The sequence below is a fragment of the Streptomyces sp. 3214.6 genome, from assembly GCF_900129855.1.
In the GTDB taxonomy this organism is placed as follows: domain Bacteria; phylum Actinomycetota; class Actinomycetes; order Streptomycetales; family Streptomycetaceae; genus Streptomyces; species Streptomyces soliscabiei.
In genome coordinates this window covers 7,518,968-7,543,786 of record NZ_LT670819.1, presented here as the reverse complement: position 1 = coordinate 7,543,786, position 24,819 = coordinate 7,518,968, and the positions used below count along the sequence as shown (strand labels likewise).

The window sequence follows — 24,819 nt, the reverse complement described above, 5'->3', positions numbered from 1 at the left end:
AAAGCGAGGCGGCCGGCCGATTAAATCACTGGCTCCCCAGGGCCCCTTCGGGGACACTGCCGGACCATGCCCACACCCCCTCCCACCGGCCCACTTGTCACCCGGGACACCCTCACCGCGGGCCTTCGCGCGCTGGGTGTCGAACCCGGAGAAATCCTCCTCGTCCATTCCTCGCTCAGTTCCCTCGGCTGGGTCTGTGGAGGCGCCGTCACGGTCGTGCGCGCACTGCTGGACGTGCTCGGCCCGGACGGCACTGTGGTGGTCCCGACCCAGACCGGGGACCTGTCCGATCCGGCGGTGTGGCGCAATCCGCCGGTGCCCGAGGAGTGGTGGGAGACGATCCGGGCCACCATGCCCGCCTACGACCCCCTCGTCACCCCCAGCCTCGGCGTCGGCGTGATCCCGGAGACGGTCCGCACCTGGCCCGGCGCGCGACGCAGCGCGCACCCGCAGACGTCCTTCGCGGCCGTGGGAGCCCGGGCGGCGGAGGTCGTGGACGGACACGCCCCGGACTGCCGGCTCGGGGAGCACAGCCCGCTGGCCCGGCTGGAGAAACTGGGCGCGCGGGTGCTGCTCCTCGGCGCCGGATACGACACCTGCACCAGCTTCCACCTCGCCGAATACCGGATACCCGCCCCGCTCGTGGACGTCGGCCGGCCCGGCGCCGACGGGTGGGAGCGGGTGCGCGAGGTGTCGATCGACTCCGACCGGTTCGACGAGCTCGGCCATGACTTCGAACGCGACCGTGCCGTCGTACGGGGCACGGTGGGCGCGGCCGACGTACGGCTGTTTCCGGTCGCGGACGCCGTGGCGTACGCACAGCGGTGGCTGCCGCTGCACCGGTCCCGCGAGGAGGAGTGCTGAACGCGCCCGCCTTGCCCGCCCGGCGTGCATGGCCACTTCCCGCACCCGCCCGTCTGAGCCCCCGCCACCGAACCTAGACTCTTGAGCCATGCGAACTGAGCCTGTCGTCCGGGTCCAGGCCCTGGTGAAGCGGTACGGGACGAAGACGGCGGTGGACGGCCTCGACCTGAGCGCCCGGCCGGGCGTCACCGCCGTCCTCGGGCCCAACGGCGCCGGCAAGACGACCACGATCGAGATCTGCGAGGGGTACCGCGAGCCGGACTCCGGCACGGTGCACGTCCTCGGCCTCGACCCGGTGCGACAGGCCTCCGACCTGCGCCCCCGGATCGGCGTGATGCTCCAGTCGGGCGGGGTGTACTCCGGTGCCCGGGCCGACGAGATGCTCCGGCACGTGGCGAAGCTGCACGCGCATCCGCTGGACGTCGACGCCCTCGTCGAGCGTCTCGGCCTCGGCTCCTGCGGCCGGACGACCTACCGTCGCCTGTCCGGCGGCCAGCAGCAGCGGCTCGCGCTGGCGATGGCCGTCGTCGGCCGCCCGGAACTGGTCTTCCTGGACGAGCCGACGGCCGGCCTCGACCCGCAGGCCCGCCGCGCCACCTGGGACCTCGTACGGGACCTGCGCGCGGACGGTGTCTCGGTCATTCTCACCACGCACTACATGGACGAGGCCGAGCAGCTCGCCGACGACGTCGCGATCATCGACGCGGGCCGCGTCATCGCCCAGGGCTCCCCCGAGGAGCTGTGCCGCGGCGGCGCCGAGAACACCCTGCGCTTCACCGGCCGCCCCGGCCTCGACGTACAGTCCCTGCTCAAGGCCCTGCCCGCCGACAGCTCGGCCGCCGAGCTGACCCCGGGCTCCTACCGGGTCATGGGCAAGGTCGACCCGCAACTGCTGGCGACGGTCACGTCCTGGTGCGCGCAGCACGGGGTGATGCCGGACCGCATCTCGGTGGAACGGCACACCCTCGAAGACGTCTTTCTTGAGCTGACCGGCAAGGAGCTGCGTTCGTGACCGCCACCGGCACCTATACGCCGAACCCCGGGGCCGCGCCCCTGCCCCGCATGATCGGGACCCAGGCGGCGCTGGAGACGAAGATGCTCCTGCGCAACGGCGAGCAACTGCTGCTCACCGTCGTGATCCCGACGCTTCTGCTGGTCCTGTTCAGCAGCGTGGACATCGTCGACACCGGCGCGGGCAAGGCGGTGGACTTCCTCACCCCCGGCATCCTCGCGCTCGCCGTGATGTCGACGGCCTTCACCGGTCAGGCCATCGCGACCGGCTTCGAACGCCGCTACGGCGTCCTGAAGCGGCTCGCCTCCTCGCCGCTGCCCCGCTGGGGCCTGATGGCGGCGAAGACCCTGTCGGTCCTGGTCACCGAGGTCCTCCAGGTGATCCTCCTGACGGTGATCGCGTTCGCGCTGGGCTGGAACCCGCACGGGAACCCCGTGGCCGTCCTGCTGCTCCTGGTCCTCGGCACGGCCGCCTTCTCGGGTCTCGGTCTGCTGATGGCGGGCACCCTGAAGGCGGAGGCGACGCTGGCCGCGGCCAACCTGGTCTTTCTGCTGCTGCTGGTGGGCGGCGGGGTGATCGTCCCGCTCGACAGGTTCCCGCCCGCCGCCCAGGACGTGCTCGGTCTGCTGCCCATCTCGGCCCTCTCGGACGGCCTGCGGGACGTCCTCCAGCACGGCGCGGGCATGCCCTGGGCCGACCTTGGGATCCTCGCGGTCTGGGCGGTCGTCGCTCTCGCGGCGGCCGGCCGGTTCTTCCGCTGGGAGTAAGGACACACGGCGGACGGGGCCCCCTCGTGAAAGCGTGCACAAGCGGCCGCCTACGATGGGAGGCGTGCCAAACGTGACCCGTGCCGACGCCGTAGCCGCCGTGCGCAACCCCCTCGCCTTCATCGCCGAACGCTGGACCCCCACCCCCCGGACGGTGCAGCGGGCGGCTCTGTTCGCGCTCGTGATGTCGGTGGTCATCGTGGTCACCGGCGGCGCCGTACGCCTCACGGGCTCCGGCCTTGGCTGCCCGACCTGGCCCAAGTGCACCGCCGACTCGCTCACCGCGACCAGCGCGATGGGCTTCCACGGCGCCATCGAGTTCGGCAACCGCATGCTGACGTACGTGCTGTGCGCGGCCGTCGGCTGGGCGATCATCGCGGCGCGCTCGGAGAAGCCGTACCGCAGGAGTCTGACCCGGCTGGGCTGGGCGCAGTTCTGGCTCGTGATGGGCAACGCGGTCCTCGGCGGCATCGTGGTGCTCGTCGGCCTCAACCCGTACACGGTCGCGGCGCACTTCCTGCTGGCCTCGGCGCTCACCGCCGTCGCCACGCTGATGTGGCAGCGCACCCGGGAGGGCGACGGGGCGCCCGAGCCGGTGGTCGGCACGTCCGTGCGGCAGCTGGTGTGGTTCCTGGTCGGCGCCTCGGCGCTGCTGATCGCCGTCGGCACGGTGGTCACCGGCTCCGGCCCGCACGCGGGCGACTCCAGCGAGGTCGAGCGGATGCCGCTGGACTGGGAGACGGTGAGCAAGCTGCACGCCGTGCTCGCGTGGATCGTCGTGACGCTGACGTTCGCCCTGTGGTTCGTCCTGAAGGCGGTCGACTCCCCCAAGGGTCCGCCGGACCGCGTCCGGGATCTGTTCCTGGTGCTCCTCGCCCAGGGCGTCATCGGCTACGTCCAGTACTTCACGGATCTCCCCGAGGCCCTCGTCGGGGTGCACATGTTCGGCTCCTGCCTGGTGTGGATCGCGGTGCTGAGGGTGCTGCTGGCGCTGCGCGAACGCCCCGTCGACGGCGTGGACCTCCAGCTGCCCCGGCCCGCCGGCCGCGTCGAGGCGACCTCCCGCTGACGCGGGCGCCGGCGCGGGGTCGGTACGCCTCAGGCCAGGCCGTACACCCTGCGCGCGTTGCCCGCCGCGATCAGTTGCGCCACCCGCTGCGCGTCCGTCAGCGACCACGCCCCCTCCGCGACCCAGGTGCCCAGCACCCGTGCCAGTGCCTCGCGGAACAGCCGCGCCCCGACCACGTGCAGCTCGGGCAGCCCCTGCGCGCCGCTGGAGAACAGGATCTTGCCGAAGGGGGCCAGTTCCAGGATCTCCGCGAGGATCGTCGCGGCGCGGGCGCCGGTCCGTACCAGGGCCGCGCCGGAGTCGGCGTACACATGCGGGAAGACGCCGGCGAGATGGGCGGCGTGGCGGTGGTAGGGGTAGCCGTGCAGCAGGACGAGGTCGGTGCCCAGACCGGCCGTCGCGCGGACGAAGTCGGTGAGCAGCACGGGGTCGGTGCGGTCGATGCGCGCCCCCGGCGCCCCGAGTCCCGCGTGCAGTTGCAGCGGCAGTCCCGAGGCGACGGCGATCCACAGCAGATGCCGTAGCAGCACCGGGTCGCTCAGCTCGCCGCCGACCCGCCGGGCGGCCAGCCAGTGGCCCGCCGCGCCCCGCACCTCCCCCGGCCCGGGCGGCTCGGGCGCCAGCGCGAGACCGTGCCGGACGCCCGCGACGGAGGTGAAGGCCACGGCGTTCGCGGCGGCCGCGTGAACCGCCTCGGCGAGGTTGGCGAGGAACGACTCGACGGTGCCCGAGGTGTCCGCGACCTGTTCGGCGAGGAGTTCCAGACGCACGATCTCGCGGGCCTCGGCCGCTCCCGCGCGGGCCAGCTCGCCCGGTCCGGTGAGGTCGCCGGGCAGGCCCGTGTCGACCAGGTAGGTGGTGATGCCGCTGCCGCGCAGCAGCCGGCGGCCCGCTTCCAGTACGCCGAGTTCACGACGCCTGGCCAGATACCGGGCGGGCGGGGCGTGCGGTTCCAGGCCGAGCAGCGGGGGGCACCAACGGCGTACCGCGAACCCGGTCTGGGTGTCGAAGAGCGTCGTACCCGGGGCGGGCGGGCCCTCGGTACGCGCCAGCTGGGCCTCGAAGGTGCCGAGACCCAGCTCCGTTCTCAGGACGCCGTGGCAGTACTGGTCCACCAAGGACGGCGTTTCGATCATCCGGACTCCCCTGGACTGGACCTCGTGCTCCTGAGGTCCTAACGGGTGAACCGGGTGTCAGGTAGTGCCGAAGGGGTCCTTCAGCTGTTCTTCGGTCCGCCGACCTGGATCCCCGCCATACGGCTCCACTCGTACGGTCCGGTCTTCACCTTGGCCGCGAACTCGCCGTCGAAGGTCTCGTGGAGTGTGAGCCCGGCCTTCTCGACGGCCTGCCGGGCGATCTCCACCGAGGGGGCCACGAGGTCGCCCCAGCCGCCGTCCTCGCCGACGAGGACGATGCGGGCGCCGCGCTCGCCGATGTACGCGACCTGCGCCTCGGCGCCGCCGTGCTCCTTGGAGAAAGCGTTGATCTGCTTGCTGAGGCGGGCGGTGCTGCGCTCGGCCTTCGCGTCAACCTGCTGCGTGTCTGCCATGGGCAGGATGCTACCGACGGGTAGATCGAACGGCGACGGCCGCAGGGCGTGACGCTTACCTCAGGAAGGGGTCCACCGCGACCGCCACGAACAGCAGCGACACATAGGTGATGGACCAGTGGAACAGCCGCATCTCCTTCAGCTTCCCGCCCGTCGCCTCGGCCTTCGCGCGGTTCTGCAGCGCGTGCGCCTCCCACAGCCACCAGCCGCCGGCCACCAGCGCGACCGAGGTGTAGAACCAGCCGGTGTAGCCCAGCGGGGTCAGCAGCAGCGAGACGACGACCATCACCCAGCTGTAGAGGACGATCTGCTTGGCGACGACCTTGTTGGAGGCGACGACCGGCAGCATCGGCACACCCACGCGCGCGTAGTCGTCCTTCACCTTCATGGACAGCGGCCAGTAGTGCGGCGGCGTCCAGAAGAACATGACCAGGAAGAGGATGACCGGCGCCCAGGACACGGAGTCGGTGACGGCCGACCAGCCGATCAGCACCGGCATACAGCCCGCGATGCCGCCCCACACGATGTTCTGCGAGGTACGCCGCTTGAGGATCATCGTGTAGACGACGACGTAGAAGAGGAGGGCGCCGAGGGCGAGCCAGGCCGACAGCCAGTTGACGGTCAGACCGAACAGGAGCGTCGAGACCACCGCGAGGGTGATGCCGAAGGCGAGACATTCACGCGGGCTGACCATCCCGGTGACCAGCGGGCGCTGCGAGGTGCGGTCCATCAGCGCGTCGATGTCGCGGTCGATGTACATGTTCAGCGCGTTGGCGCCGCCCGCGGAGAGGTAGCCGCCCAGGCAGGTCAGCAGCACCAGGCCGAGGTCCGGGACGCCCTGCTGCGCCAGGAACATCACCGGGACGGTGGTGATCAGCAGCAGCTCGATGATCCGCGGCTTGGTCAGCGCCACGAACGCCTTGACCCGGGCCCCGAGCGGCCGCCGGTTCGGGCTCTGGCTCGTCCCGATAATCCCCAGTGGACGGGATTCAACGGCCGTCACGCACACCCCTGACAGAGACTCCCAGCGAGCCCGCCCGTGTGAATACGGGGTAAAGGCTCGCGCGTACCACGCCACTGTAGACGTTGCCCATACCCCGTTATTCGCGGGGGTGGGGTCGTGTTGGACGGCGGCGGCGGAAGAGCCGGGGACCACTCTGTTGAGCACTCGTACGAGCGGCTCCGTATTCACTTGCCGAACAGGAAACACACCGGTCGGGAGGCGGATCCCGAAGAGTCCCGGCAGTCTGGAATGACTCGAAAAAATGCACGTTCTGTCGGGGGTAGGCTCGACAACGGCCGGTGGGCGCCGCGTGCACCGGCATTCGACATGCGTGACATGTGGAGAGGAGCCCTGACCCAGGGTGAGCACCAAGCCGACCACCACAGACCTCGAGTGGACCGAGTTGGACCAGCGGGCCGTGGACACCGCCCGCGTCCTGGCCGCCGATGCCGTACAGAAGGTCGGCAACGGCCATCCGGGTACGGCCATGAGCCTGGCACCTGCCGCGTACACCCTCTTCCAGAAGGTGATGCGGCACGACCCGGCGGACGCCGACTGGGTGGGCCGCGACCGGTTCGTGCTGTCCGCGGGCCACTCGTCCCTGACCCTCTACACCCAGCTGTACCTGGCCGGCTTCGGCCTGGAGCTGGATGACCTGAAGTCGTTCCGCACGTGGGGCTCGAAGACGCCGGGTCACCCGGAGTACGGGCACACCACGGGCGTGGAGACGACGACCGGCCCGCTGGGCCAGGGTGTCGCCAACGCCGTCGGCATGGCGATGGCCGCCCGCTACGAGCGCGGTCTGTTCGACCCCGACGCCCCGGTCGGCGAGTCGCCGTTCGACCACTTCGTCTACGCGATCGCCGGTGACGGCTGCCTCCAGGAGGGCATCTCCGCCGAGGCGTCCTCGCTGGCCGGTCACCAAAAGCTCGGCAACCTGATCCTGCTGTGGGACGACAACCACATCTCGATCGAGGGCGACACCGAGACGGCCGTGTCCGAGGACACCGCCAAGCGGTACGAGGCGTACGGCTGGCATGTGCAGCGCGTCGCCCCGAAGCCGGACGGCGACCTCGACCCGCACGCCCTCTACGACGCGATCGAGGCCGCGAAGCAGGTGACGGACAAGCCGTCCTTCATTGCGATGCGCTCGATCATCGCCTGGCCCGCGCCGAACGCGCAGAACACCGAGGCGGCGCACGGCTCGGCGCTCGGCGACGACGAGGTCGCGGCCACCAAGCGCGTTCTGGGCTTCGACCCGGAGCAGAGCTTCGAGGTCGCCGACGAGGTCATCGGCCACACCCGGGGCGCCCTGGAGCGCGGCCAGGCGGCCCGCGCGGTGTGGGAGAAGTCCTTCCAGCAGTGGCGGGACAACAACCCCGAGCGCGCCGCCGAGTTCGACCGTGTCGCCGCGGGCGAGCTGCCCACCGGCTGGGAGGAGAAGCTCCCGGTCTTCGAGCCCGGCAAGGGCGTCGCCACGCGTGCCGCCTCGGGCAAGGTGCTGCAGGCCCTCGGCGCGGTCATCCCCGAGCTGTGGGGCGGTTCCGCCGACCTCGCCGGCTCCAACAACACGACGATCGACAAGACGTCGTCGTTCCTCCCGGCGGACAACCCGCTGCCGGAGGCGGACCCGTACGGCCGCACGATCCACTTCGGCATCCGCGAGCACTCCATGGCCGCGGAGATGAACGGCATCGCGCTGCACGGCAACACCCGCATCTACGGCGGCACGTTCCTGGTGTTCTCCGACTACATGCGCAACGCCGTACGCCTGTCCGCGCTCATGCACCTGCCGGTGACGTACGTGTGGACGCACGACTCCATCGGCCTCGGCGAGGACGGCCCCACCCACCAGCCGGTCGAGCACCTCGCCTCGCTGCGCGCCATCCCGGGCCTGAACGTCGTCCGCCCGGCCGACGCCAACGAGACCACGATCGCCTGGCGCGAGATCCTCAGGCGCTGGACGAAGGTCTTCGGCAAGGGCGCCCCGCACGGTCTGGCCCTCACCCGCCAGGGTGTGCCGACGTACGAGGCCAACGAGGACGCGGCCAAGGGCGGTTACGTCCTGTTCGAGGCCTCCACGGGGACGCCCGAGGTGATCCTCCTCGCGACCGGTTCCGAGGTGCACGTGGCCGTCGAGGCACGCGAGCAGCTGGAGGCCGACGGCGTGCCCACCCGCGTCGTGTCCATGCCCTGCGTGGAGTGGTTCGAGGAGCAGGACCAGGGGTACCGGGACAGCGTCCTGCCCCCGTCCGTCAAGGCCCGGGTCTCGGTCGAGGCGGGCATCGGTCTCACCTGGCACAAGTACGTCGGGGACGCCGGTCGCATCGTTTCCCTGGAGCACTTCGGTGCTTCCGCCGACGGCAAGGTCCTCTTCCAGGAGTACGGCTTCACTGCGCAGAACGTGGCCGCGCAGGCCCGGGAATCCCTCACCGCCGCCCAGCGCTGACGCTCACATACGACACGTAGGAGATGTAATTCCATGACAGACGCACTCAAGCGCCTCTCCGAGGAGGGCGTCGCGATCTGGCTGGACGACCTGTCGCGCAAGCGGATCACGTCCGGCAACCTCGCGGAACTGATCGACCAGCAGCACGTCGTGGGCGTCACCACCAACCCGTCGATCTTCCAGAAGGCGATCAGCAGCGGCGACGGTTACGAGCAGCAGCTCTCCGACCTCGCCGCCCGCAAGGTCACCGTCGAAGAGGCCATCCGCATGATCACGACGGCGGACGTCCGCGACGCCGCCGACATCCTGCGCCCGGTCTTCGACGCCACCGGCGGCCAGGACGGCCGGGTGTCCATCGAGGTCGACCCGCGCCTGGCGCACCACACCAAGCCGACGGTCGCCGAGGCCAAGCAGCTGGCCTGGCTGGTGGACCGGCCCAACACGCTGATCAAGATCCCGGCCACCCGGGCGGGCCTGCCGGCGATCACCGAGGTCATCGGCAACGGCATCAGCGTCAACGTCACGCTGATCTTCTCCCTCGAGCGCTACCGCGAGGTCATGGACGCCTACCTGGCGGGCCTGGAGAAGGCGCAGGCCAAGGGCCTGGACCTGTCCCTGATCCACTCCGTGGCGTCCTTCTTCGTGTCCCGCGTGGACACCGAGATCGACAAGCGGCTCGACGCGCTCGGCACCGACGAGGCCAAGGCCGCCCGCGGCAAGGCCGGCGTCGCCAACGCCCGCTTGGCCTACCAGGCGTACGAGGAGGTCTTCGCTGGCGAGCGCTGGAGCGCGCTGGAGAAGGCGGGCGCGAACAAGCAGCGTCCGCTGTGGGCCTCCACCGGCGTGAAGGACCCCGCGTACAAGGACACCCTGTACGTCGACGACCTGGTCGCGCCGAACACGGTCAACACCATGCCGGAGGCGACCCTGTTCGCCACCGAGGACCACGGGCAGATCACCGGCAACGCGGTCGCCGGCACCTATGAGCAGGCCCGCGCCGAGCTCGACGCCGTCGAGAAGCTCGGGATCTCCTACGCCGACGTGGTGCAGCTGCTGGAGGACGAGGGCGTCGAGAAGTTCGAGGCGTCCTGGAACGACCTGCTCAAGTCGACCGAGGCGGAGCTGGAACGCCTCGCCCCCTCGGAGGGCTGAAATCTTGTCGCCTCATTCCGGTTCCGGAGCGAATCCGCTCCGTGATCCCGCAGACCGACGGCTCCCGCGTATCGCGGGGCCGTCGGGCCTGGTCATCTTCGGCGTCACGGGCGATTTGTCCCGGAAGAAGCTCATGCCCGCCGTGTACGACCTCGCCAACCGGGGTCTGCTGCCGCCGGGCTTCTCCCTGGTCGGGTTCGCCCGCCGCGAGTGGGCGCACGAGGACTTCGCGCAGGAGGTCCACGACGCCGTCAAGGAGCACGCCCGCACGCCCTTCCGCGAGGAGGTCTGGCAGCAGCTCGTCCAGGGCATGCGCTTCGTTCAGGGCACCTTCGACGACGACGACGCGTTCGAGCGGCTGCGCTCGACGATCGAGGAGCTCGACAAGGCGCAGGGCACGGGCGGCAACTTCGCCTTCTACCTGTCCGTGCCGCCGCGGTCCTTCCCCGTGGTCATCCAGCAGCTGAAGAAGCACGGGCTGGCGGACCAGAAGGGCGGCTCCTGGCGGCGCGCGGTCATCGAGAAGCCCTTCGGCCACGACCTCGCCTCGGCCGTGGAGCTCAACCAGGTCGTCCACGAGGTCTTCGCCCCGGACCAGGTCTTCCGCATCGACCACTACCTGGGCAAGGAGACCGTCCAGAACATCCTGGCGCTGCGTTTCGCGAACACGATGTTCGAGCCGATCTGGAACCGGTCCTTCGTGGACCATGTGCAGATCACGATGGCCGAGGACATCGGCATCGGCGGCCGGGCCGGCTACTACGACGGCATCGGCGCCGCCCGTGACGTCATCCAGAACCACCTGCTCCAGCTGATGGCGCTGACCGCGATGGAGGAGCCCTCCTCCTTCGACGCGGACGCGCTGGCCGCCGAGAAGACCAAGGTGCTCGGGGCCGTACGGCTGCCGAAGGACCTGGGCCGCGACACCGTGCGCGGCCAGTACGCGGCCGGCTGGCAGGGCGGCGAGAAGGCCGTCGGCTACCTCGAAGAGGACGGCATCGACCCCAAGTCGAAGACCGACACCTACGCCGCCATCAAGGTGGAGGTCGACAACCGCCGCTGGGCGGGCGTCCCCTTCTACCTGCGCACGGGCAAGCGCCTCGGCCGCCGGGTCACCGAGATCGCGGTGGTCTTCCAGCGGGCCCCGCACTCCCCGTTCGACTCCACGGCCACCGAGGAGCTCGGCGCGAACGCGATCGTCATCCGCGTCCAGCCCGACGAGGGCATCACCGTCCGCTTCGGCTCCAAGGTCCCCGGCACCTCCATGGAGATCCGGGACGTGTCGATGGACTTCGCCTACGGCGAGTCCTTCACGGAGTCCAGCCCCGAGGCGTACGAGCGGCTCATCCTCGACGTGCTGCTGGGCGACTCCAACCTCTTCCCCCGCACGGAAGAGGTGGAGCTGTCCTGGAAGATCCTCGACCCGATCGAGCAGTACTGGGACAGGAACGGCAGGCCCGCGCAGTACCCGTCGGGCACGTGGGGGCCCGTCGAGGCCGACGAGATGCTCGAGCGAGACGGACGGAGCTGGCGCCGGCCATGAAGATAGACCTCACGGACACCACGGCCAGCAAGATCAACAAGGCGTTGGTGCAGGGCCGCCGCGCCATCGGCACGCCCGCCGTCGGCATGGTGCTCACCCTCGTCGTCGTGACGGACGAGGAGAACGCCTACGACGCCCTGAAGGCCGCGAACGACGCGTCGCACGAGCACCCCTCGCGCACGCTCGTGGTCATCAAGCGGGTCTCGCGCTCCCCCCGGGGCCGCACCAAGTCCCGCCTCGACGCCGAGGTACGGGTGGGTGCGGACGCGGGCACCGGTGAGACGGTCGTTCTGCGGCTGTACGGCGAGGTCGCCGACCACGCCCAGTCGGTCGTCCTGCCGCTGCTGCTGCCGGACGCGCCGGTGGTGGTCTGGTGGTCGGTGGACGCCCCGCGCGATCCGGCGGGCGACCCGCTGGGCGCCCTGGGCCAGCGCCGGGTCACCGACAGCTACGCGGCGGAGAAGCCCGTGGGCGAGCTGCGGGCCCGCGCCGACAGCTACGAGCCGGGCGACACCGACCTGGCGTGGGCCCGGATCACCCCGTGGCGCTCGATGCTGGCCGCCGCCCTCGACCAGGTCAGCGCCGAGATCGTGTCCGCCGAGGTGGCGGGCGAGGAGTCCAACCCGAGCGTCGAACTGCTCGCCATGTGGCTCGCCGACCGCCTCCATGTACACGTCCGGCGCGCGATCTCCGCAGGTCCCGGGCTGACCCAGGTACGGATGGAGACGACCGGCGGCCCCATCACGCTGCACCGCTCGGACGGCGCGATGGCCACGCTGGCGCTGCCGGGCCAGCCGGACCGCGCGGTGGCGCTCAAGCGCCGTGAGACGTCCGAGCTGCTCGCGGAGGAGCTGCGCAGGCTCGACCCGGACGACACGTACGCGTCCGCGCTGCGGTTCGGCGTGGACCGGCTGGGCGGGATCCAGTCGGCGGCGGAGCGGGTCGAGGCGGCAGCCTCGCAGCCCGTGCCGTCCCTCCCGGTCCGTGCGGTGCCGGACCCGGCGGCCGCGACGGCCGTGGCCGCCGCGGGCCGCTCGTCCGCGCCGGATCGGCCGTCCCTCGCCCCGGCGGGCCAGGGCGAAGGCAAGGGTGAGGCACAGGGCCAGAACCAGGGCCAGAACCAGGGCCAGAACCAGGGCGAGGGCGAGCGGCCCACTCCGGCGCAGATGCCCCCGGTCAGGAAAGCGGACTCGCCGTGAGCACCCCCCAGCTGGTCGTGCACCACGACAAGGAGCTGATGGCGCAGGCCGCCGCGGCCCGCCTCATCACGAAGATCGTGGACGCGCAGGCCTCCCGGGGTCACGCGTCCGTGGTCCTCACGGGCGGCCGCAACGGCAATGGCCTGCTCGCCGCGCTGGCCGCCGCGCCCGCCCGCGACGCCGTCGACTGGGCCCGGCTCGACCTGTGGTGGGGCGACGAACGCTTCCTCCCCGAGGGCGACCCGGAGCGCAACGTCACGCAGGCCCGTGAGGCCCTGCTGGACTCCGTCCCCGTCGACCCCGAGCGCGTGCACGCCATGCCCGCGTCCGACGGTCCCTACGGCGCCGACGTCGAGGCGGCCGCGGACGCCTACGCCCAGGAGCTGGCCCGCGCGGCCGGCCCCGAGAACCACGGCGCCGTGCCCACCTTCGACGTCCTGATGCTGGGCGTCGGCCCGGACACCCATGTGGCCTCGCTCTTCCCGGAGCTGCCGGCCGTGCGGGAGACCGAGCGCACGGTGGTCGGGGTGCGCGGTGCGCCCAAACCGCCGCCGACCCGGGTCACCCTCACCCTCCCGGCGATCCGGGCGGCCCGTGAGGTGTGGCTGCTCGCGGCCGGCGAGGACAAGGCGCAGGCAGCGGCGATCGCCCTGTCCGGCGCGGGCGAGATCCAGGCACCGGCGGCCGGTGCCCAGGGCCGCGCCCGCACCCTGTGGCTCCTGGACACCGCGGCGGCCTCCCGGCTCCCGAGGTCGCTGTACCCGCCGGCGTCTCCCTGACCCGGACAGCTCTCCATGGAACCCGTACGGTCAACGGCCGTACGGGTTCTGTCCGTTGTAGGGCTGGTAGGGGCCGCCGCCGTACGGGTTCTGCGGCGGCGGGGCGTACGGCGCCCCGTAGGGATGGCCGTAGGGGTGGCCGTACGGGTTTCCCTGCGGCGGGAACCGGGGCGGCGCCGCGGCCTGCGTCGGGGGCAGGGTGGCCGGGTGGGCGGAGAGCCGGATGCCGTAGCGGCGCTTGAGCCGACTGGTCTCCAGCAGCGCGATGCCCGTCACGGTCAGCGGCGCGCCCAGGATGAAAACGATGCCCATGGTGAGGCTCAGCCCGTGCAGATCGCCCGTGACGAGGTCGGGGACCGCCATCAGCCAGGTCGTCACCGTGGCGAGCAGCGGCGGCAGGGACCGGTGCACGGCGGCCGTGCCGAAGAAGTTCCCGGAGACCTGCACCGCTCCGTAGATCACCATGCCGGTCAGCCAGAGCGCCGTGAAGCCGAGCGGCACCAGCCAGAAGCCGCCGAGCGCCATCGTCCCCTGCCACAGGAACACCAACCCGACGACCGAGCCGATGAAGAACAGCAGCAGCTTGAGCGAGTTGACGAGCGGCACCCGCATCTGGCGGATCGTCCCGGTGCGTCGCCACACGAAGAGCATCACGCCGACCGTCAGCGGCGTGATGAGGAGCACGACGACGGACGCCGTCAGCATGTTCTCCAGCACTTCCTCGAAGGCGAACTTGCGCTGTACGAAGGTGTACACGCCGAAAGCGGCGACGGCTCCGGCGATGATGCGTGCCTTCTTGAGCCGGTCCACGGACGGATCGACCGACGGCGGGATCCACGCCGGGTGGTACAGCGCCTGCGCCACCTGTTTCGGCTGCAGGACCGACCGCATCGACAGTCTGTCGCTCATCCAGTTCCCGCGCGTGCCGGCCAACTTCCACTCCCCCGAGTCGTCACTGCGTGATCCTCGCGGATCCTACGGGAAGCGGACCGGCTCCCGCCGCCCGCTTCCCGTCCCTTCCCACCTCGCCTAACGGCCGCGCAGTTCCCGGTACTTGGCGACGAGCGCGGTCGTCGACCCGTCGAGACCCGGTACGTCCGCGCCTTCCGTCAACGCCGGCTCGACGCGCTTGGCGAGGACCTTGCCGAGCTCCACGCCCCACTGGTCGAAGGAGTCGATGTTCCACACCGCGCCCTGCACGAACACCTTGTGCTCGTACAGCGCGACGAGCTGACCGAGGACCGAGGGGGTCAGCCCACGGGCGAGGATCGTGGTCGTGGGGTGGTCGCCCTTGAACGTCTTGTGGGCCACCAGCTCCTCGGGGACGCCCTCCGCGCGCACCTCCTCGGGCGTCTTGCCGAAGGCCAGCGCCTGCGTCTGCGCGAAGAAGTTCGCCATCAGCAGGTCGTGCTGGGCCTTGAGTCCGTCGCTCAGCTCGGCGACCGGCTCGGCGAAGCCGATGAAGTCGGCCGGGATGAGCTTCGTGCCCTGGTGGATCAACTGGTAGTAGGCGTGCTGCCCGTTGGTGCCCGGCGTGCCCCAGACGATCGGGCCGGTCTGCCAGTCCACCTCCTTGCCGTCACGCCCGACGTACTTGCCGTTGGACTCCATGTCCAACTGCTGGAGGTAGGCGGCGAACTTGGACAGGTAGTGGCTGTAGGGCAGTACCGCGTGCGACTGGGCGTCGTGGAAGTTGCCGTACCAGATGCCCAGCAGGCCGAGCAGCAGCGGCACGTTGGACTCGGCGGGCGCGGTGCGGAAGTGCTCGTCGACGAGGTGGAAGCCGTCGAGCATCTCGCGGAAGTGGTCGGGCCCGATGGCGATCATCAGCGACAGGCCGATCGCCGAGTCGAAGGAGTAGCGGCCGCCGACCCAGTCCCAGAACTCGAACATGTTGGCCGTGTCGATGCCGAAGCCGGCGACCTTCTCGGCGTTCGTCGACAGCGCGACGAAGTGCTTGGCGACGGCCGACTCTCCCCCACCGAGCGCGTCCAGCAGCCAGGTGCGGGCCGAGGTCGCGTTGGTGATCGTCTCGATGGTGGTGAACGTCTTGGACGCGATGATGAACAGCGTCTCGGCCGGGTCCAGGTCGCGGGTGGCCTCGTGCAGGTCGGCGCCGTCCACGTTCGAAACGAAGCGGACCGTGAGGTCGCGGTCGGTGTAGCTGCGCAGCACCTCGTAGGCCATGGCCGGCCCCAGGTCGGAGCCGCCGATGCCGATGTTGATCACGTTCTTGATGCGCCGGCCGGTATGGCCGGTCCAGGCCCCGGAGCGGACGCGTCCGGCGAAGTCGGCCATCTTGTCCAGGACGGCGTGCACCGCCGGGACGACGTTCTCCCCGTCGACCTCGATCACCGCGTCGCGCGGGGCGCGCAGCGCGGTGTGCAGCACTGCGCGGTCCTCGGTGGTGTTGATCTTCTCGCCGCGGAACATGGCGTCCCTGAGGCCGAACACGTCGCCGGCGGCGGCCAGCTCACGCAACAGCCGCAGCGTCTCGTCGGTGACGAGGTGCTTGGAGTAGTCGATGTGCAGGTCCCCGACCTGCACGGTGTATCCGGCGCCGCGCTCGGGGTCGGCGGCGAACAGCTCCCGCAGCCGCACCTCGCCGAGTTCCTCGCGGTGTTTGGCCAGAGCGGTCCACTCGGGCGTCTGGTTGAGCCTCGTACGGCCGTCTGCGTTCATGTCGGACTTCAGCCCTTCCTCACCTGTCCGTGCTGCCTCGCACGGCTTGCCCCGCCGCTCCCAACCTAGTTGATCAGGAGGTGACGTGAGCGGACGTGCCACCGCCTCGCGGGGCAACAACAGGTACGTCCGCCTTGCCCGCCGGTATCAACGCGGCGACGGCGAGTGCGAAGAGCAGGGCCGCCAGCAGTGCGGGCGCGTTGAGGCCGAAGGCCCGGGCCGCCGCTCCGCCGAGCAGGGCGCCCACGGGGGCGCCGGAGGTGGAGGCCGTGCGGAAGGCTGAGGCGATGCGGCCCAGCATGGGCGCCGGGCTGCGCTGCTGCATCAGCGTGACCTGGTTGACGTTCCACACCATGTTCATGAGGCCGAGCAACAGCATGCCCGCGAGCAGGGCGCCGAGGTGCCGCACAGTGCCCATGAGCAGCAGCGAGGCCGTCTGGACGGTTCCGCCGAGCAGCAGGGCGCGGGCCCTGCCGACGCGGCGCGCGAGGCGCTGGGCGAGGAGACCGCCGACGAGGCTGCCGAGCGCGTAGACCGTCATCGCGGCGGCGAATCCGGTGTCGCCGGCGTGCAGCCAGCGCGTCACATGCAGGACCAGGGTGGCGATCAGTGCGCCCATGCCGATGTTGCACAGCAGGGTGGCCAGGCAGATCGGCCGCAGGACGCGGTCGCCCCACAGGTGGCGCAGGCCTTCGCCGATCTCCGCGCGCAGGGTGCTGCCGGCGGGGCGTGGCTCCCGCTCGGCCGGCCGTATCCGCAGGGAGGCCACCAGGGCGGCGGCCAGCAGATACGTGCCCGCGTCGGCAGCGAACGGCATACAGGCGCCCACGCCGAGCAGCAGCGGCACGAACGGGCCCGCCGGCAGGCCGCCCGCGAGCTGCTGGCCGGTCATCAGGCGGGCGTTGGCCGCTCCGAGGGCCTCGGGGTCCACCAGGGAGGGCAGCAGGGCCGTGGAGGCGTTGTCGAAGAGCGTCTGAAGGGTGGTCAGCAGGAAGGCGAGGGCGAGCAGCAGAGGGATGGAGGCGTGGCCGAGTCCCACGGCGAGGGCGAAGGCGGCGACGAGCAGGCCGCGCACGGTGTCCACGGCCCACATCGCGCGCCGCTGGTCCACCCGGTCGGCGACGGCCCCGCCGAGCAGCCCGAACAGCAGCCAGGGGAGGTAGGCGCAGGCGGTCACGGAGGCGATGACCAGCGGCTCGTCCGTGAGCTGCACGGCGAGCAGGGCAGCGCGGTCGTCCGCAGCGCGTCCCCGAAGCGCGAAATCACGGCAGCGCTCCACAGCCGCCCGAACCCCCCACGCCACGCGGGCGCGCGACCGCCCACCACACCGACCGTCGCCACACGTCCCCCTCATGGTTCGCCGGTTCACCGCACACACGAGAACCGCTACGAAAACCGTAGAGGGCACCACTGACAATCGGTCCGCACGCGGACCCCGTCGGGCCCGCGAAACAACTCCGGCCAGGCGCCTGTGGGCACCCGGCCGGTCTCGTCAACTTCTAGATCTCGCCCCGCAGTTTGGCGAGCGCCTCGGCGAGGATCGCTTCGCCGTCCGCGTCGCTGCGCCGCTCCCGCACGTAGGCGAGGTGCGTCTTGTAGGGCTCGGTGCGGGGTGGGTCCGGGGGGTTGTCCCGGTCCTGTCCGGCGGGAAAGCCGCAGCGCGGGCAGTCCCAGGTCTCGGGAACCTGCGCGTCGCTGGCGAAGCTGGGCACCGTCTCGTGTCCGTTGGAGCACCAGAAGGAGATGCGCAGACGCGGCGCGGACTCGCCCCGCTCGGCCTCGCCCATCGGCCCCGCCCCGACCCGGCTTCCTCGGATCGCGTTGCCACTTGCCACGGTCGTAACTCCCTGCGTGATGGTGCCGCAAAGCGAGTCGGCGTTTCGCTTCGCTGCGAGCGCCTCAGTCTACGTAAGGCCCAACGCGCGTCCAGTGATTGGAGTTACAGCTCCCACACCTAGACGCAAGCCCCATGATAGGCCGCGCTCAGCTGCGCGTACCGAACATGGGGCCTTACGTACCGGAATGTGCGTACCTGCGAGAGACTGATCAGCTCTTCATCACGATGCCGAGGACGATGATGCAGGCGAACCACAGGAAACCGATGACGACGGTGATGCGGTCGAGGTTGCGCTCGGCGACCGAGGAGCCGCCGACGGAGGACTGCATGCCGCCACCGAACATGTCGGAGAGGCCGCCGCCCTTCCCCTTGTGCATCAGCACCAGCAGCATCAGCAGCAGGCTGAAGACGATCAGGGCGATCGAGAACCCCAAAACCACGGCTGGACCAACTTCCTCGGATTCGGATAACGACTCGGATGAACAGCGGGGGCACAGCGTCATTCGCCATGCCCCCGCAAGAGTACGACGGATCGCCGCTACCGCATACTCACAGCTCGGATCACCGTCGGATCACCGTGGGATCACTGGTCGCGGAAGCGCACGATCTTGACGAACTCGTCGACGTCCAGCGAGGCGCCGCCGATCAGCGCGCCGTCGATGTCGGCCTGCGCCATGATCTCGGCGACGTTGCCGGACTTCACGGAGCCGCCGTACTGGATGCGGACCCGGTCGGCCAACTCCTGGGTGTAGAGCTCGGCGATCTTGGCGCGGATGGCGGCGCAGACCTCCTGCGCGTCCTCGGCGCCGCAGACCTTGCCGGTGCCGATGGCCCACACGGGCTCGTAGGCGATCACGACGGACTCGGCCTGCTCGGCCGGGAGGTCCTTCAGACCGCCCTCGACCTGGGCGAGGGTGTGCGAGACGTGGTTGCCGGCCTCGCGGACCTCCAGCTCCTCGCCCACGCACAGGATCGGGGTGAGGCCGTGCTTGTAGGCGGCCTTGACCTTGGCGTTCACGAGCTCGTCGGTCTCGTTGTGGTACTGGCGGCGCTCGGAGTGGCCGATGGCCACGAACGTGCACTTCAGCTTGGCGAGCATGGGGCCGGAGATCTCGCCGGTGTAGGCGCCGGAGTCGTGCGCCGAGATGTCCTGGGCACCGTACTTGATCTTGAGTTTGTCGCCGTCCACCAGGGTCTGCACGGAGCGCAGGTCGGTGAAGGGCGGCAGGACGGCGACCTCGACGGCGTCGTAGTCCTTGTCGGCGAGGGCGAAGGCGAGCTTCTGGACGTGGGCGATGGCCTCGAGGTGGTTGAGGTTCATCTTCCAGTTGCCCGCCATCAGCGGCGTGCGAGTGGTCATGCGGGGTCAGTCCTCCAGTGCGGCGAGGCCGGGGAGCGTCTTGCCCTCGAGGTATTCGAGGGAGGCGCCGCCGCCGGTCGAGATGTGGCCGAATGCGTTCTCGTCGAAGCCCAGGAGGCGGACGGCCGCGGCGGAGTCGCCGCCGCCGACGACCGTGAACGCCGGGGAGTCGATGAGGGCCTGGGCGACCGCCTTGGTGCCCTCGGCGTAGTCGGGGTGCTCGAAGACGCCCATGGGCCCGTTCCAGAAGACGGTGGCGGCGTCGGCGAGCTTCGAGGCGTACAGCTTGCGGGTCTCGGGACCGATGTCCAGACCCTCCTGGTCGGCGGGGATCGCGTCCGCGGCGACGGTGGTGGGGTTCGCGGGGGCCTTCGTCTTCAGGTCCGGGAACTCGGGGGCGACGAGGACGTCGACCGGCAGGACCAGCTCGACGCCGGTCTTCTGCGCGCGCTCGATGTACTCCTGCACCGCGGGGACCTGGTCCTCCTGGAGGAGGGAGATGCCGACCTCGTGGCCCTGGGCCTTGAGGAAGGTGTAGGCCATGCCGCCGCCGATGAGGATGCGGTCGGCCTTGCCGAGCAGCTGGTCGATGACGGCGAGCTTGTCGGAGACCTTGGCGCCGCCGAGCGCGACGACGTAGGGCCGCTTGACGTCCTCGGTGAGCTTCTTCAGGACGCCGACCTCGGTGGCGATCAGGAAGCCGGCGGCGTGCGGCAGCCGTGCCGGGAGGTCGTAGACGGACGCGTGCTTGCGGTGCACCGCGCCGAAGCCGTCGCCGACGTAGACGTCCGCCAGGGCGGCGAGCCGGTCGGCGAAGGCGCCGCGCTCGGCGTCGTCCTTGGCGGTCTCGCCGGCGTTGAACCGCAGGTTCTCGACGACGGCGACCTGGCCGTCGCCCAGGCCGGCGACCGTCGACTGCGCGGACTCGCCGACCGTGTCGGTCGCGAAGGCCACGGCGGAGCCGAGGAGCTCGCCCAGCCGGGCGGCGGCGGGAGCGAGGGAGAAGGCCGGGTCCGGCGCGCCCTTGGGCCGGCCCAGGTGCGAGGCGACGACGACCTTGGCGCCCGCCTCCGCGAGGGCCTTGACGGTGGGCAGCACGGCGCGGATCCGGCCGTCGTCGGTGATGGTCGTGCCGTCGAGCGGCACATTGAGGTCGGCGCGGACGAAGACCCGCTTGCCTGCGACGCCTTCGGCGAGAAGTTCGTCGATCGTCTTCATTACGGGGGCTCCTGGCGTGAGAGGGCTGTCGGTACGTGACGCAGGGCTCGGGCGGCGCGTCCCTGCGCCGCCCGAGCCCTGCACTCACATCGAGGTGCCTGATCTGTCGATCAGAGCTGGCCGCCGACGAAGACCGTCAGGTCGACGAGGCGGTTGGAGTAGCCCCACTCGTTGTCGTACCAGCCGAGGATCTTCACCGAGTTGCCCTCCTGGACCATGGTCAGGGAGGAGTCGAAGGTGCAGGAGGCCGGGTCGCCGACGATGTCCGAGGAGACGATCGGGTCCTCGGTGTAGGACAGGTAGCCCTTGAGGTCGCCGTCGTCGGCGGCCTTCTTGAACGCGGCGTTGACCTCGTCCTTGGTGACCTCGCGCTGCAGCGTCACGACCAGGTCGGTCGCCGAGCCGGTGGGGACCGGGACGCGCATCGCGATGCCGTCGAGCTTGCCCTTGAGCTGCGGGAGGACCAGCGCGGTGGCCTTCGCGGCGCCCGTGGTGGTCGGGATGATGTTCTCGGCGGCGGCGCGGGCGCGGCGCAGGTCCGAGTGCGGGAAGTCCAGGATGCGCTGGTCATTGGTGTACGCGTGGACCGTCGTCATCAGGCCCTTGACGATGCCGAAGTTCTCGTCGAGGACCTTGGCCATCGGCGCCACACAGTTGGTGGTGCAGGAGGCGTTGGAGATGACGTGGTGGTTGGCCGCGTCGTACTTGTCCTGGTTGACGCCCATCACGATGGTGATGTCCTCGTCCTTGGCCGGAGCCGAGATGAGGACCTTCTTGGCGCCGCCCGCGATGTGCTTCTCGGCGTCGGCCTTCTTGGTGAAGATGCCGGTCGACTCGATGACGATGTCGACGCCGAGCTCGCCCCACGGGATGTCGGCGGGGTTGCGCTCGGAGAGCACCTTGATGGTGTGGCCGTCGACCGTGATCGTGTCGGCCGTGTGCGACACCTCGGCCTTGAGGCGGCCCAGGATGGTGTCGTACTTCAGGAGGTGTGCGGTTGTCGCGGTGTCACCCAGGTCGTTGACAGCCACGATCTCGATGTCAGCACCCTGCTCCAGCAGCGCGCGGAAGTAGTTACGACCGATGCGGCCAAAGCCGTTGATGCCTACGCGGATCGTCACGAACCGATCTCCTCGTTGGTACGCCGGCCATGCGGTGCCGGCGAGCTGTATTTGGGATGTCCCCGACCACCCCCGACCCTACCTCTCCGAGGCCGCCGCAGTGACATCGAGTCCGCCCATACACGGCAGGGCGGCCCGTACCCGCCAGTAGGGGTACGGACCGCCCGGGCCGGAAGGCCCCATCACTCGATTCGGTTACGAACGATGATGCGGGGTTGACTTCGGCGTGTCAGCTCTCAAGTGAGTCGAGCGCCTTTCCGATGAGCGCCTTGCGGTCGGCCGCCGAGGTGACGTGTTCCAGGCCGAAGCCCAGCAGCACGGTGTCGTCGGTGGTGACCGCTCCGTACGTCTGGAACAGGGCGCCGGTGCGCGTCCAGTCCTTCAGGACGGCCGGGCTGCCCGCGGGCGGACCGGCGACTCGCCAGGCGCCGAGTGACGTCTCGAAGCCCTCCGCCTGGGTGACGGCGCCCCCGACGACCAGCGAGGCGTCGTCCGCGAGGACGCCGTGGCCGCCGGTGCCGGGGTCGGTGACGTAGGAGATCGACACCTCGACGTTCTTGCCCGCGTAGGCGCTCAGGTCGAAGTTCACCTGCTGCCAGCCGCTGGAGGCGCCGGTGAGGGCGTTCCAGGAACCGGTGGTGCCGGTCGCGGTGCAGGCGCCCGAGCCGAGGGTGAGGTAGTGCCGCAGCCACGGGTGCCCGGTGATGTAGAAGCCGGCGCCGCAGTCCGCGGGGACGGCGGCGGTGGTGGCGCCGCCCGCCTCGGGGAGCGTGGTCCAGTCGTCGGCGCCGACCGTGTGGATCTCGACGATCGCGTTGTCGTAGCCGGGCTCGGTGTCCCACAGGAGCTGGGTACGCAGGGTGGGCCTGCTCGCCGCGCCGACACCGCTGAGGTCGATGGTGCGGGTGAGGCGCTTGTAGGCGTCGTCGGTGTGCACTGCGGCGGCCATGTACGAGCCCGTGTACGGCCCGTACGGGTTGACCGTCCCGGCGAACCGGCCCGCGCCCGCGCTCTTGAACTGCGGGTAGGAGGCGGCCGGCAGCTCGTCCGAGGTGACCCCGTAGGTGCCCGCCTTGTCGAGCGGGTTGCCGGGCGCGGCGCCGAGGGCCCCGCTGAGGCCGCCGAGCTTTCCGGAGCCGGTGAAGCCGGTGGCGCCGGGGGTCGAGGTACGGGAGTAGGCGCCGAGGTAGTACTGGCTGAAGTCGTTGGACGGGGTGCCGTCGCCGAGGTCGACGGTGCCGCCGGCCAGTTCGCCCGCCTCGATCAGCTTGCCGCCCTCGTTGAGGAAGGCGCGCAGCTCGAGCTGGGTCGGGTTGCCGGGGACGCTCGCGCCCGTGTAGTGGACGACCGTGTCGAAGTGGCTCAGCACGCCGAGCGCGTCGGGCGCGCCCTGGGCGGCGACGTCCCAGACGACCGCCTTGCGGCCGTTGGCCTTCAGCGCGTCGACGTAGGTCTGCGCCTGTGTGGCGGCCGCGCCCTCCTCGGCGACGACGAGCGTGTCGGCCTGGGGGCGTGCGGCGATCGTGTACGTGAAGTGCGAGCTGGAGACCTTCTTGCCGGCCTTGGTCGCACCGGTGAACCACACCTCGACCTTGTCGCCCGGTCCTCCGCCTCGCACCTTGGCCCGGTACTCGTCGAAGAAGAGGTTGTCGTCCCCGCCGTAGGTCTCGCCGCCCTTCCATGCCTTGAGCGCCCGCTCGTGCGTACGGCCGCCGTTGACGCGGTACTTGACCTCCTTGTCCCGGATCGCCTTGCGTACGACGACGGAGACCTCCTGGTCGGCGCCGCGCGCGTACGACGTGGTGAACGGCGCCGGGGTGAAGTCGGCGGCCTTCAGACCGACCGAGGACTTCGGCTGGTCGGGCTGGGCGGCGGACTCTGCGACGGAGAGCGCGAACGGGACGTTCTTGGCGAACTCGCCCTGGATCAGCTTCTCGTCGTCCGGGAAGTTGAACCCCGACTGACAGTCGGAGGCGTTCCACTGGTCGTTCGGGTCGATGTTCGACGCGGTCTGGCAGGTCGACATCTCCGGGGTGAACATGGCGAGGCCGTTGACGTTCGACGCGTGGCCGTCCGCCTCGCCGTTCGTCGTGTACAGCTCCGAGGAGACCTGCGGGTGGTAGCCCGGCACCGCGCTGTTGTCGGGGGTGCCGGCGAGCGCCTTGTAGGCGACGTCGTCCGGGGTGTCGGTGGCGACCTGCCAGCCGACGCCGTAGAGGAGCAGTTCGGCGGCGGAGTGGTAGTTGATGCCGTACGTGAACCCGATCCGCTTCTCGAAGGCGTCGAGCGCCTTGGTCTCGGGCTCGGAGGCGGGGCTCGGGCCGCGGTAGGTCTCGCTGGTGGGGTTGGGGGACGAACCCTCGTCGTCGTAGCCCCACTTGTAGGCGAAGTTGCGGTTGAGGTCGACGCCGTCACCGGTGGAGATCACACCGTCGCCGTTGACGTCCCGCAGGTTCTTGCGCCACAGCCGGGTGTCGGAGTCCTTGAAGGTGTAGTCGTAGCCGTCGGGGTTGGCCGAGATCACGAACCACAGTTCGCTGGAGTCGACGATCTTCCTGACGCGCTTGTCGGTCTTGTAGTTGTCCAGGTAGTAGTGCATCAGCCGGCGGGTCATCTCCGGGGTGATCCACTCGCGCGCGTGCTGGTTGGACATATACAGGACCGACGGCTTGGAGCCGTCCTTGGACTTCTTCGCGCCCTTGGTCAGTTTGAGAGCGAGGATGTCCTGGCCGTTGACGGTCTTGCCGATGGAGACGACCTTGGTGAGGCCGGGATTCTCCTGTCCGGTGCGGAGGATCTCCTCCTTCAGGCCGCCGCTGCCGCTGTACGGGCGGAACACGCCCTCGGCTGCGGCCTCGACGCGGTTTTCCGCCTTGGCCGAAAGTGTGTGCTCGGTGAGCTCGACACCCTGCTTCCGAAGCTTCTTCGCCTGCTTGTCGGTGAGGTAGACCTCGACCGTGGCGGTGCCCTTCGCGGGCGCCTGCTCGCCGAGTTCGTGGCCGTCCTGGCCGGCCGCCAGCAGCAGGGGTACCTGCTTCTTGGTGACCTCGGCCCGGAAGACCTTGACCTCGTCCGGGTCGGGTTTCGGCGAGTTCGCGGTCTGCGCCTGGGCGATGGGTGCGAGCGCCGCTCCGCCGAGCAGCAGGGCGCCGACAGCGAGGATCGATCTCGCTCTACGTCTCATGAACCCCCCTAGCGTGAGTTCGCCACAGCAG

Annotated in this window: 20 protein-coding genes and 1 pseudogene; 9 read left to right on the top strand and 12 right to left on the bottom strand. The window is 70.4% G+C overall.

Annotated features, from left to right (window positions below; translation table 11 throughout):
• The first annotated feature begins 66 nt into the window (after positions 1 to 66).
• The 4 genes from B5557_RS34105 to B5557_RS34090 all read left to right on the top strand — a co-directional run bounded on the left by B5557_RS34105 (position 67) and on the right by B5557_RS34090 (position 3,712).
• Entirely contained in the window at positions 67 to 864 is a 798-nt protein-coding gene (locus tag B5557_RS34105; protein ID WP_079663077.1) for an aminoglycoside N(3)-acetyltransferase, read from the top strand.
• Positions 865 to 952: 88 nt separating this feature from the next.
• On the top strand, positions 953 to 1,876 hold the full coding sequence (locus tag B5557_RS34100) for an ABC transporter ATP-binding protein (RefSeq protein ID WP_079663076.1): 924 nt from the start codon (positions 953 to 955) through the stop codon (positions 1,874 to 1,876).
• Positions 1,877 to 1,926: 50 nt separating this feature from the next.
• A complete protein-coding gene (locus tag B5557_RS34095; RefSeq protein WP_079665154.1) occupies positions 1,927 to 2,643 on the top strand; it encodes an ABC transporter permease in 717 nt (238 codons plus the stop codon).
• Between the two features lie 55 nt (positions 2,644 to 2,698).
• On the top strand, positions 2,699 to 3,712 hold the full coding sequence (locus B5557_RS34090) for a COX15/CtaA family protein (RefSeq protein WP_079663075.1): 1,014 nt from the start codon (positions 2,699 to 2,701) through the stop codon (positions 3,710 to 3,712).
• Between the two features lie 29 nt (positions 3,713 to 3,741).
• Here B5557_RS34090 and B5557_RS34085 read toward each other — a convergent pair whose 3' ends face one another.
• The 3 genes from B5557_RS34085 to B5557_RS34075 form a co-directional block, all read right to left on the bottom strand.
• Entirely contained in the window at positions 3,742 to 4,848 is a 1,107-nt protein-coding gene (locus tag B5557_RS34085; RefSeq protein ID WP_079663074.1) for an amidohydrolase family protein, read from the bottom strand.
• Between the two features lie 80 nt (positions 4,849 to 4,928).
• Entirely contained in the window at positions 4,929 to 5,261 is a 333-nt protein-coding gene (locus B5557_RS34080; RefSeq protein ID WP_079663073.1) for a hypothetical protein, read from the bottom strand.
• Positions 5,262 to 5,316: 55 nt separating this feature from the next.
• Entirely contained in the window at positions 5,317 to 6,270 is a 954-nt protein-coding gene (locus B5557_RS34075) for a heme o synthase (RefSeq protein WP_079663072.1), read from the bottom strand.
• 355 nt (positions 6,271 to 6,625) lie between these two features.
• On the opposite strand from B5557_RS34075, the gene tkt reads away from it, so the two are divergent.
• The 5 genes from tkt to pgl are packed head-to-tail and all read left to right on the top strand — an operon-like array spanning position 6,626 to position 13,386.
• Complete coding sequence (gene tkt, locus B5557_RS34065) at positions 6,626 to 8,713, top strand: transketolase (protein WP_079663070.1); 2,088 nt, start codon at positions 6,626 to 6,628, stop codon at positions 8,711 to 8,713.
• A gap of 33 nt (positions 8,714 to 8,746) precedes the next feature.
• Positions 8,747 to 9,865 carry a transaldolase gene (tal, locus tag B5557_RS34060; protein ID WP_079663069.1) on the top strand — a complete coding sequence of 373 codons (1,119 nt, stop codon included), beginning with the start codon at positions 8,747 to 8,749 and terminating at the stop codon, positions 9,863 to 9,865.
• A 4-nt stretch (positions 9,866 to 9,869) separates the two neighbouring features.
• Positions 9,870 to 11,408, top strand: coding sequence for a glucose-6-phosphate dehydrogenase (gene zwf, locus B5557_RS34055; RefSeq protein ID WP_079663068.1), 1,539 nt, complete (start codon positions 9,870 to 9,872; stop codon positions 11,406 to 11,408).
• Positions 11,405 to 12,607: a glucose-6-phosphate dehydrogenase assembly protein OpcA gene (opcA, locus tag B5557_RS34050; RefSeq protein WP_079663067.1), complete on the top strand. Its 1,203-nt coding sequence runs from the start codon at positions 11,405 to 11,407 to the stop codon at positions 12,605 to 12,607. Before zwf ends, opcA begins: the two co-directional genes overlap by 4 nt.
• Positions 12,604 to 13,386, top strand: a complete 783-nt coding sequence (gene pgl, locus B5557_RS34045; protein ID WP_079663066.1) for a 6-phosphogluconolactonase — start codon at positions 12,604 to 12,606, stop codon at positions 13,384 to 13,386. The genes opcA and pgl overlap by 4 nt, the downstream gene beginning before the upstream one ends.
• A gap of 30 nt (positions 13,387 to 13,416) precedes the next feature.
• Here pgl and B5557_RS34040 read toward each other — a convergent pair whose 3' ends face one another.
• The 9 genes and pseudogenes from B5557_RS34040 to B5557_RS34000 form a co-directional block, all read right to left on the bottom strand.
• Positions 13,417 to 14,295: a hypothetical protein gene (locus B5557_RS34040; RefSeq protein WP_099937595.1), complete on the bottom strand. Its 879-nt coding sequence runs from the start codon at positions 14,293 to 14,295 to the stop codon at positions 13,417 to 13,419.
• Between the two features lie 120 nt (positions 14,296 to 14,415).
• Positions 14,416 to 16,068: a glucose-6-phosphate isomerase gene (gene pgi / locus B5557_RS34035; RefSeq protein WP_079663064.1), complete on the bottom strand. Its 1,653-nt coding sequence runs from the start codon at positions 16,066 to 16,068 to the stop codon at positions 14,416 to 14,418.
• Between the two features lie 73 nt (positions 16,069 to 16,141).
• Positions 16,142 to 17,349, bottom strand: a pseudogene (locus tag B5557_RS34030) (MFS transporter).
• A 218-nt stretch (positions 17,350 to 17,567) separates the two neighbouring features.
• The gene (locus B5557_RS34025; protein ID WP_078615979.1) at positions 17,568 to 17,903 is read right to left on the bottom strand and encodes an RNA polymerase-binding protein RbpA; all 336 of its coding nucleotides are present in this window, start codon (positions 17,901 to 17,903) and stop codon (positions 17,568 to 17,570) included.
• A gap of 211 nt (positions 17,904 to 18,114) precedes the next feature.
• On the bottom strand, positions 18,115 to 18,345 hold the full coding sequence (gene secG, locus B5557_RS34020) for a preprotein translocase subunit SecG (RefSeq protein ID WP_099937594.1): 231 nt from the start codon (positions 18,343 to 18,345) through the stop codon (positions 18,115 to 18,117).
• A 143-nt stretch (positions 18,346 to 18,488) separates the two neighbouring features.
• Positions 18,489 to 19,265, bottom strand: coding sequence for a triose-phosphate isomerase (gene tpiA, locus B5557_RS34015; protein WP_079663062.1), 777 nt, complete (start codon positions 19,263 to 19,265; stop codon positions 18,489 to 18,491).
• A gap of 6 nt (positions 19,266 to 19,271) precedes the next feature.
• Positions 19,272 to 20,483 (bottom strand): phosphoglycerate kinase, encoded by a 1,212-nt coding sequence (locus B5557_RS34010; RefSeq protein WP_079663061.1) that lies wholly within the window; start codon positions 20,481 to 20,483, stop codon positions 19,272 to 19,274.
• A gap of 110 nt (positions 20,484 to 20,593) precedes the next feature.
• Positions 20,594 to 21,604 carry a type I glyceraldehyde-3-phosphate dehydrogenase gene (gap, locus tag B5557_RS34005; RefSeq protein WP_079663060.1) on the bottom strand — a complete coding sequence of 337 codons (1,011 nt, stop codon included), beginning with the start codon at positions 21,602 to 21,604 and terminating at the stop codon, positions 20,594 to 20,596.
• 229 nt (positions 21,605 to 21,833) lie between these two features.
• Positions 21,834 to 24,788 (bottom strand): M14 family metallopeptidase, encoded by a 2,955-nt coding sequence (locus B5557_RS34000; protein WP_079663059.1) that lies wholly within the window; start codon positions 24,786 to 24,788, stop codon positions 21,834 to 21,836.
• Positions 24,789 to 24,819 lie beyond the last annotated feature (31 nt).

Excerpts from the sequence above, each read along its gene's own strand:
- B5557_RS34105 (WP_079663077.1), top strand. The coding sequence starts at position 67 with ATGCCCACACCCCCTCCCACCGGCCCACTTGTCACCCGGGACACCCTC.
- B5557_RS34100 (WP_079663076.1), top strand. The coding sequence starts at position 953 with ATGCGAACTGAGCCTGTCGTCCGGGTCCAGGCCCTGGTGAAGCGGTAC.
- B5557_RS34095 (WP_079665154.1), top strand. The coding sequence starts at position 1,927 with ATGATCGGGACCCAGGCGGCGCTGGAGACGAAGATGCTCCTGCGCAAC.
- B5557_RS34090 (WP_079663075.1), top strand. The coding sequence starts at position 2,699 with ATGGGAGGCGTGCCAAACGTGACCCGTGCCGACGCCGTAGCCGCCGTG.
- B5557_RS34085 (WP_079663074.1), bottom strand. The coding sequence starts at position 4,848 with ATGATCGAAACGCCGTCCTTGGTGGACCAGTACTGCCACGGCGTCCTG.
- B5557_RS34080 (WP_079663073.1), bottom strand. The coding sequence starts at position 5,261 with ATGGCAGACACGCAGCAGGTTGACGCGAAGGCCGAGCGCAGCACCGCC.
- tal (WP_079663069.1), top strand. The coding sequence starts at position 8,747 with ATGACAGACGCACTCAAGCGCCTCTCCGAGGAGGGCGTCGCGATCTGG.
- opcA (WP_079663067.1), top strand. The coding sequence starts at position 11,405 with ATGAAGATAGACCTCACGGACACCACGGCCAGCAAGATCAACAAGGCG.
- B5557_RS34040 (WP_099937595.1), bottom strand. The coding sequence starts at position 14,295 with ATGAGCGACAGACTGTCGATGCGGTCGGTCCTGCAGCCGAAACAGGTG.
- pgi (WP_079663064.1), bottom strand. The coding sequence starts at position 16,068 with ATGAACGCAGACGGCCGTACGAGGCTCAACCAGACGCCCGAGTGGACC.
- tpiA (WP_079663062.1), bottom strand. The coding sequence starts at position 19,265 with ATGACCACTCGCACGCCGCTGATGGCGGGCAACTGGAAGATGAACCTC.
- B5557_RS34010 (WP_079663061.1), bottom strand. The coding sequence starts at position 20,483 with ATGAAGACGATCGACGAACTTCTCGCCGAAGGCGTCGCAGGCAAGCGG.
- B5557_RS34000 (WP_079663059.1), bottom strand. The coding sequence starts at position 24,788 with ATGAGACGTAGAGCGAGATCGATCCTCGCTGTCGGCGCCCTGCTGCTC.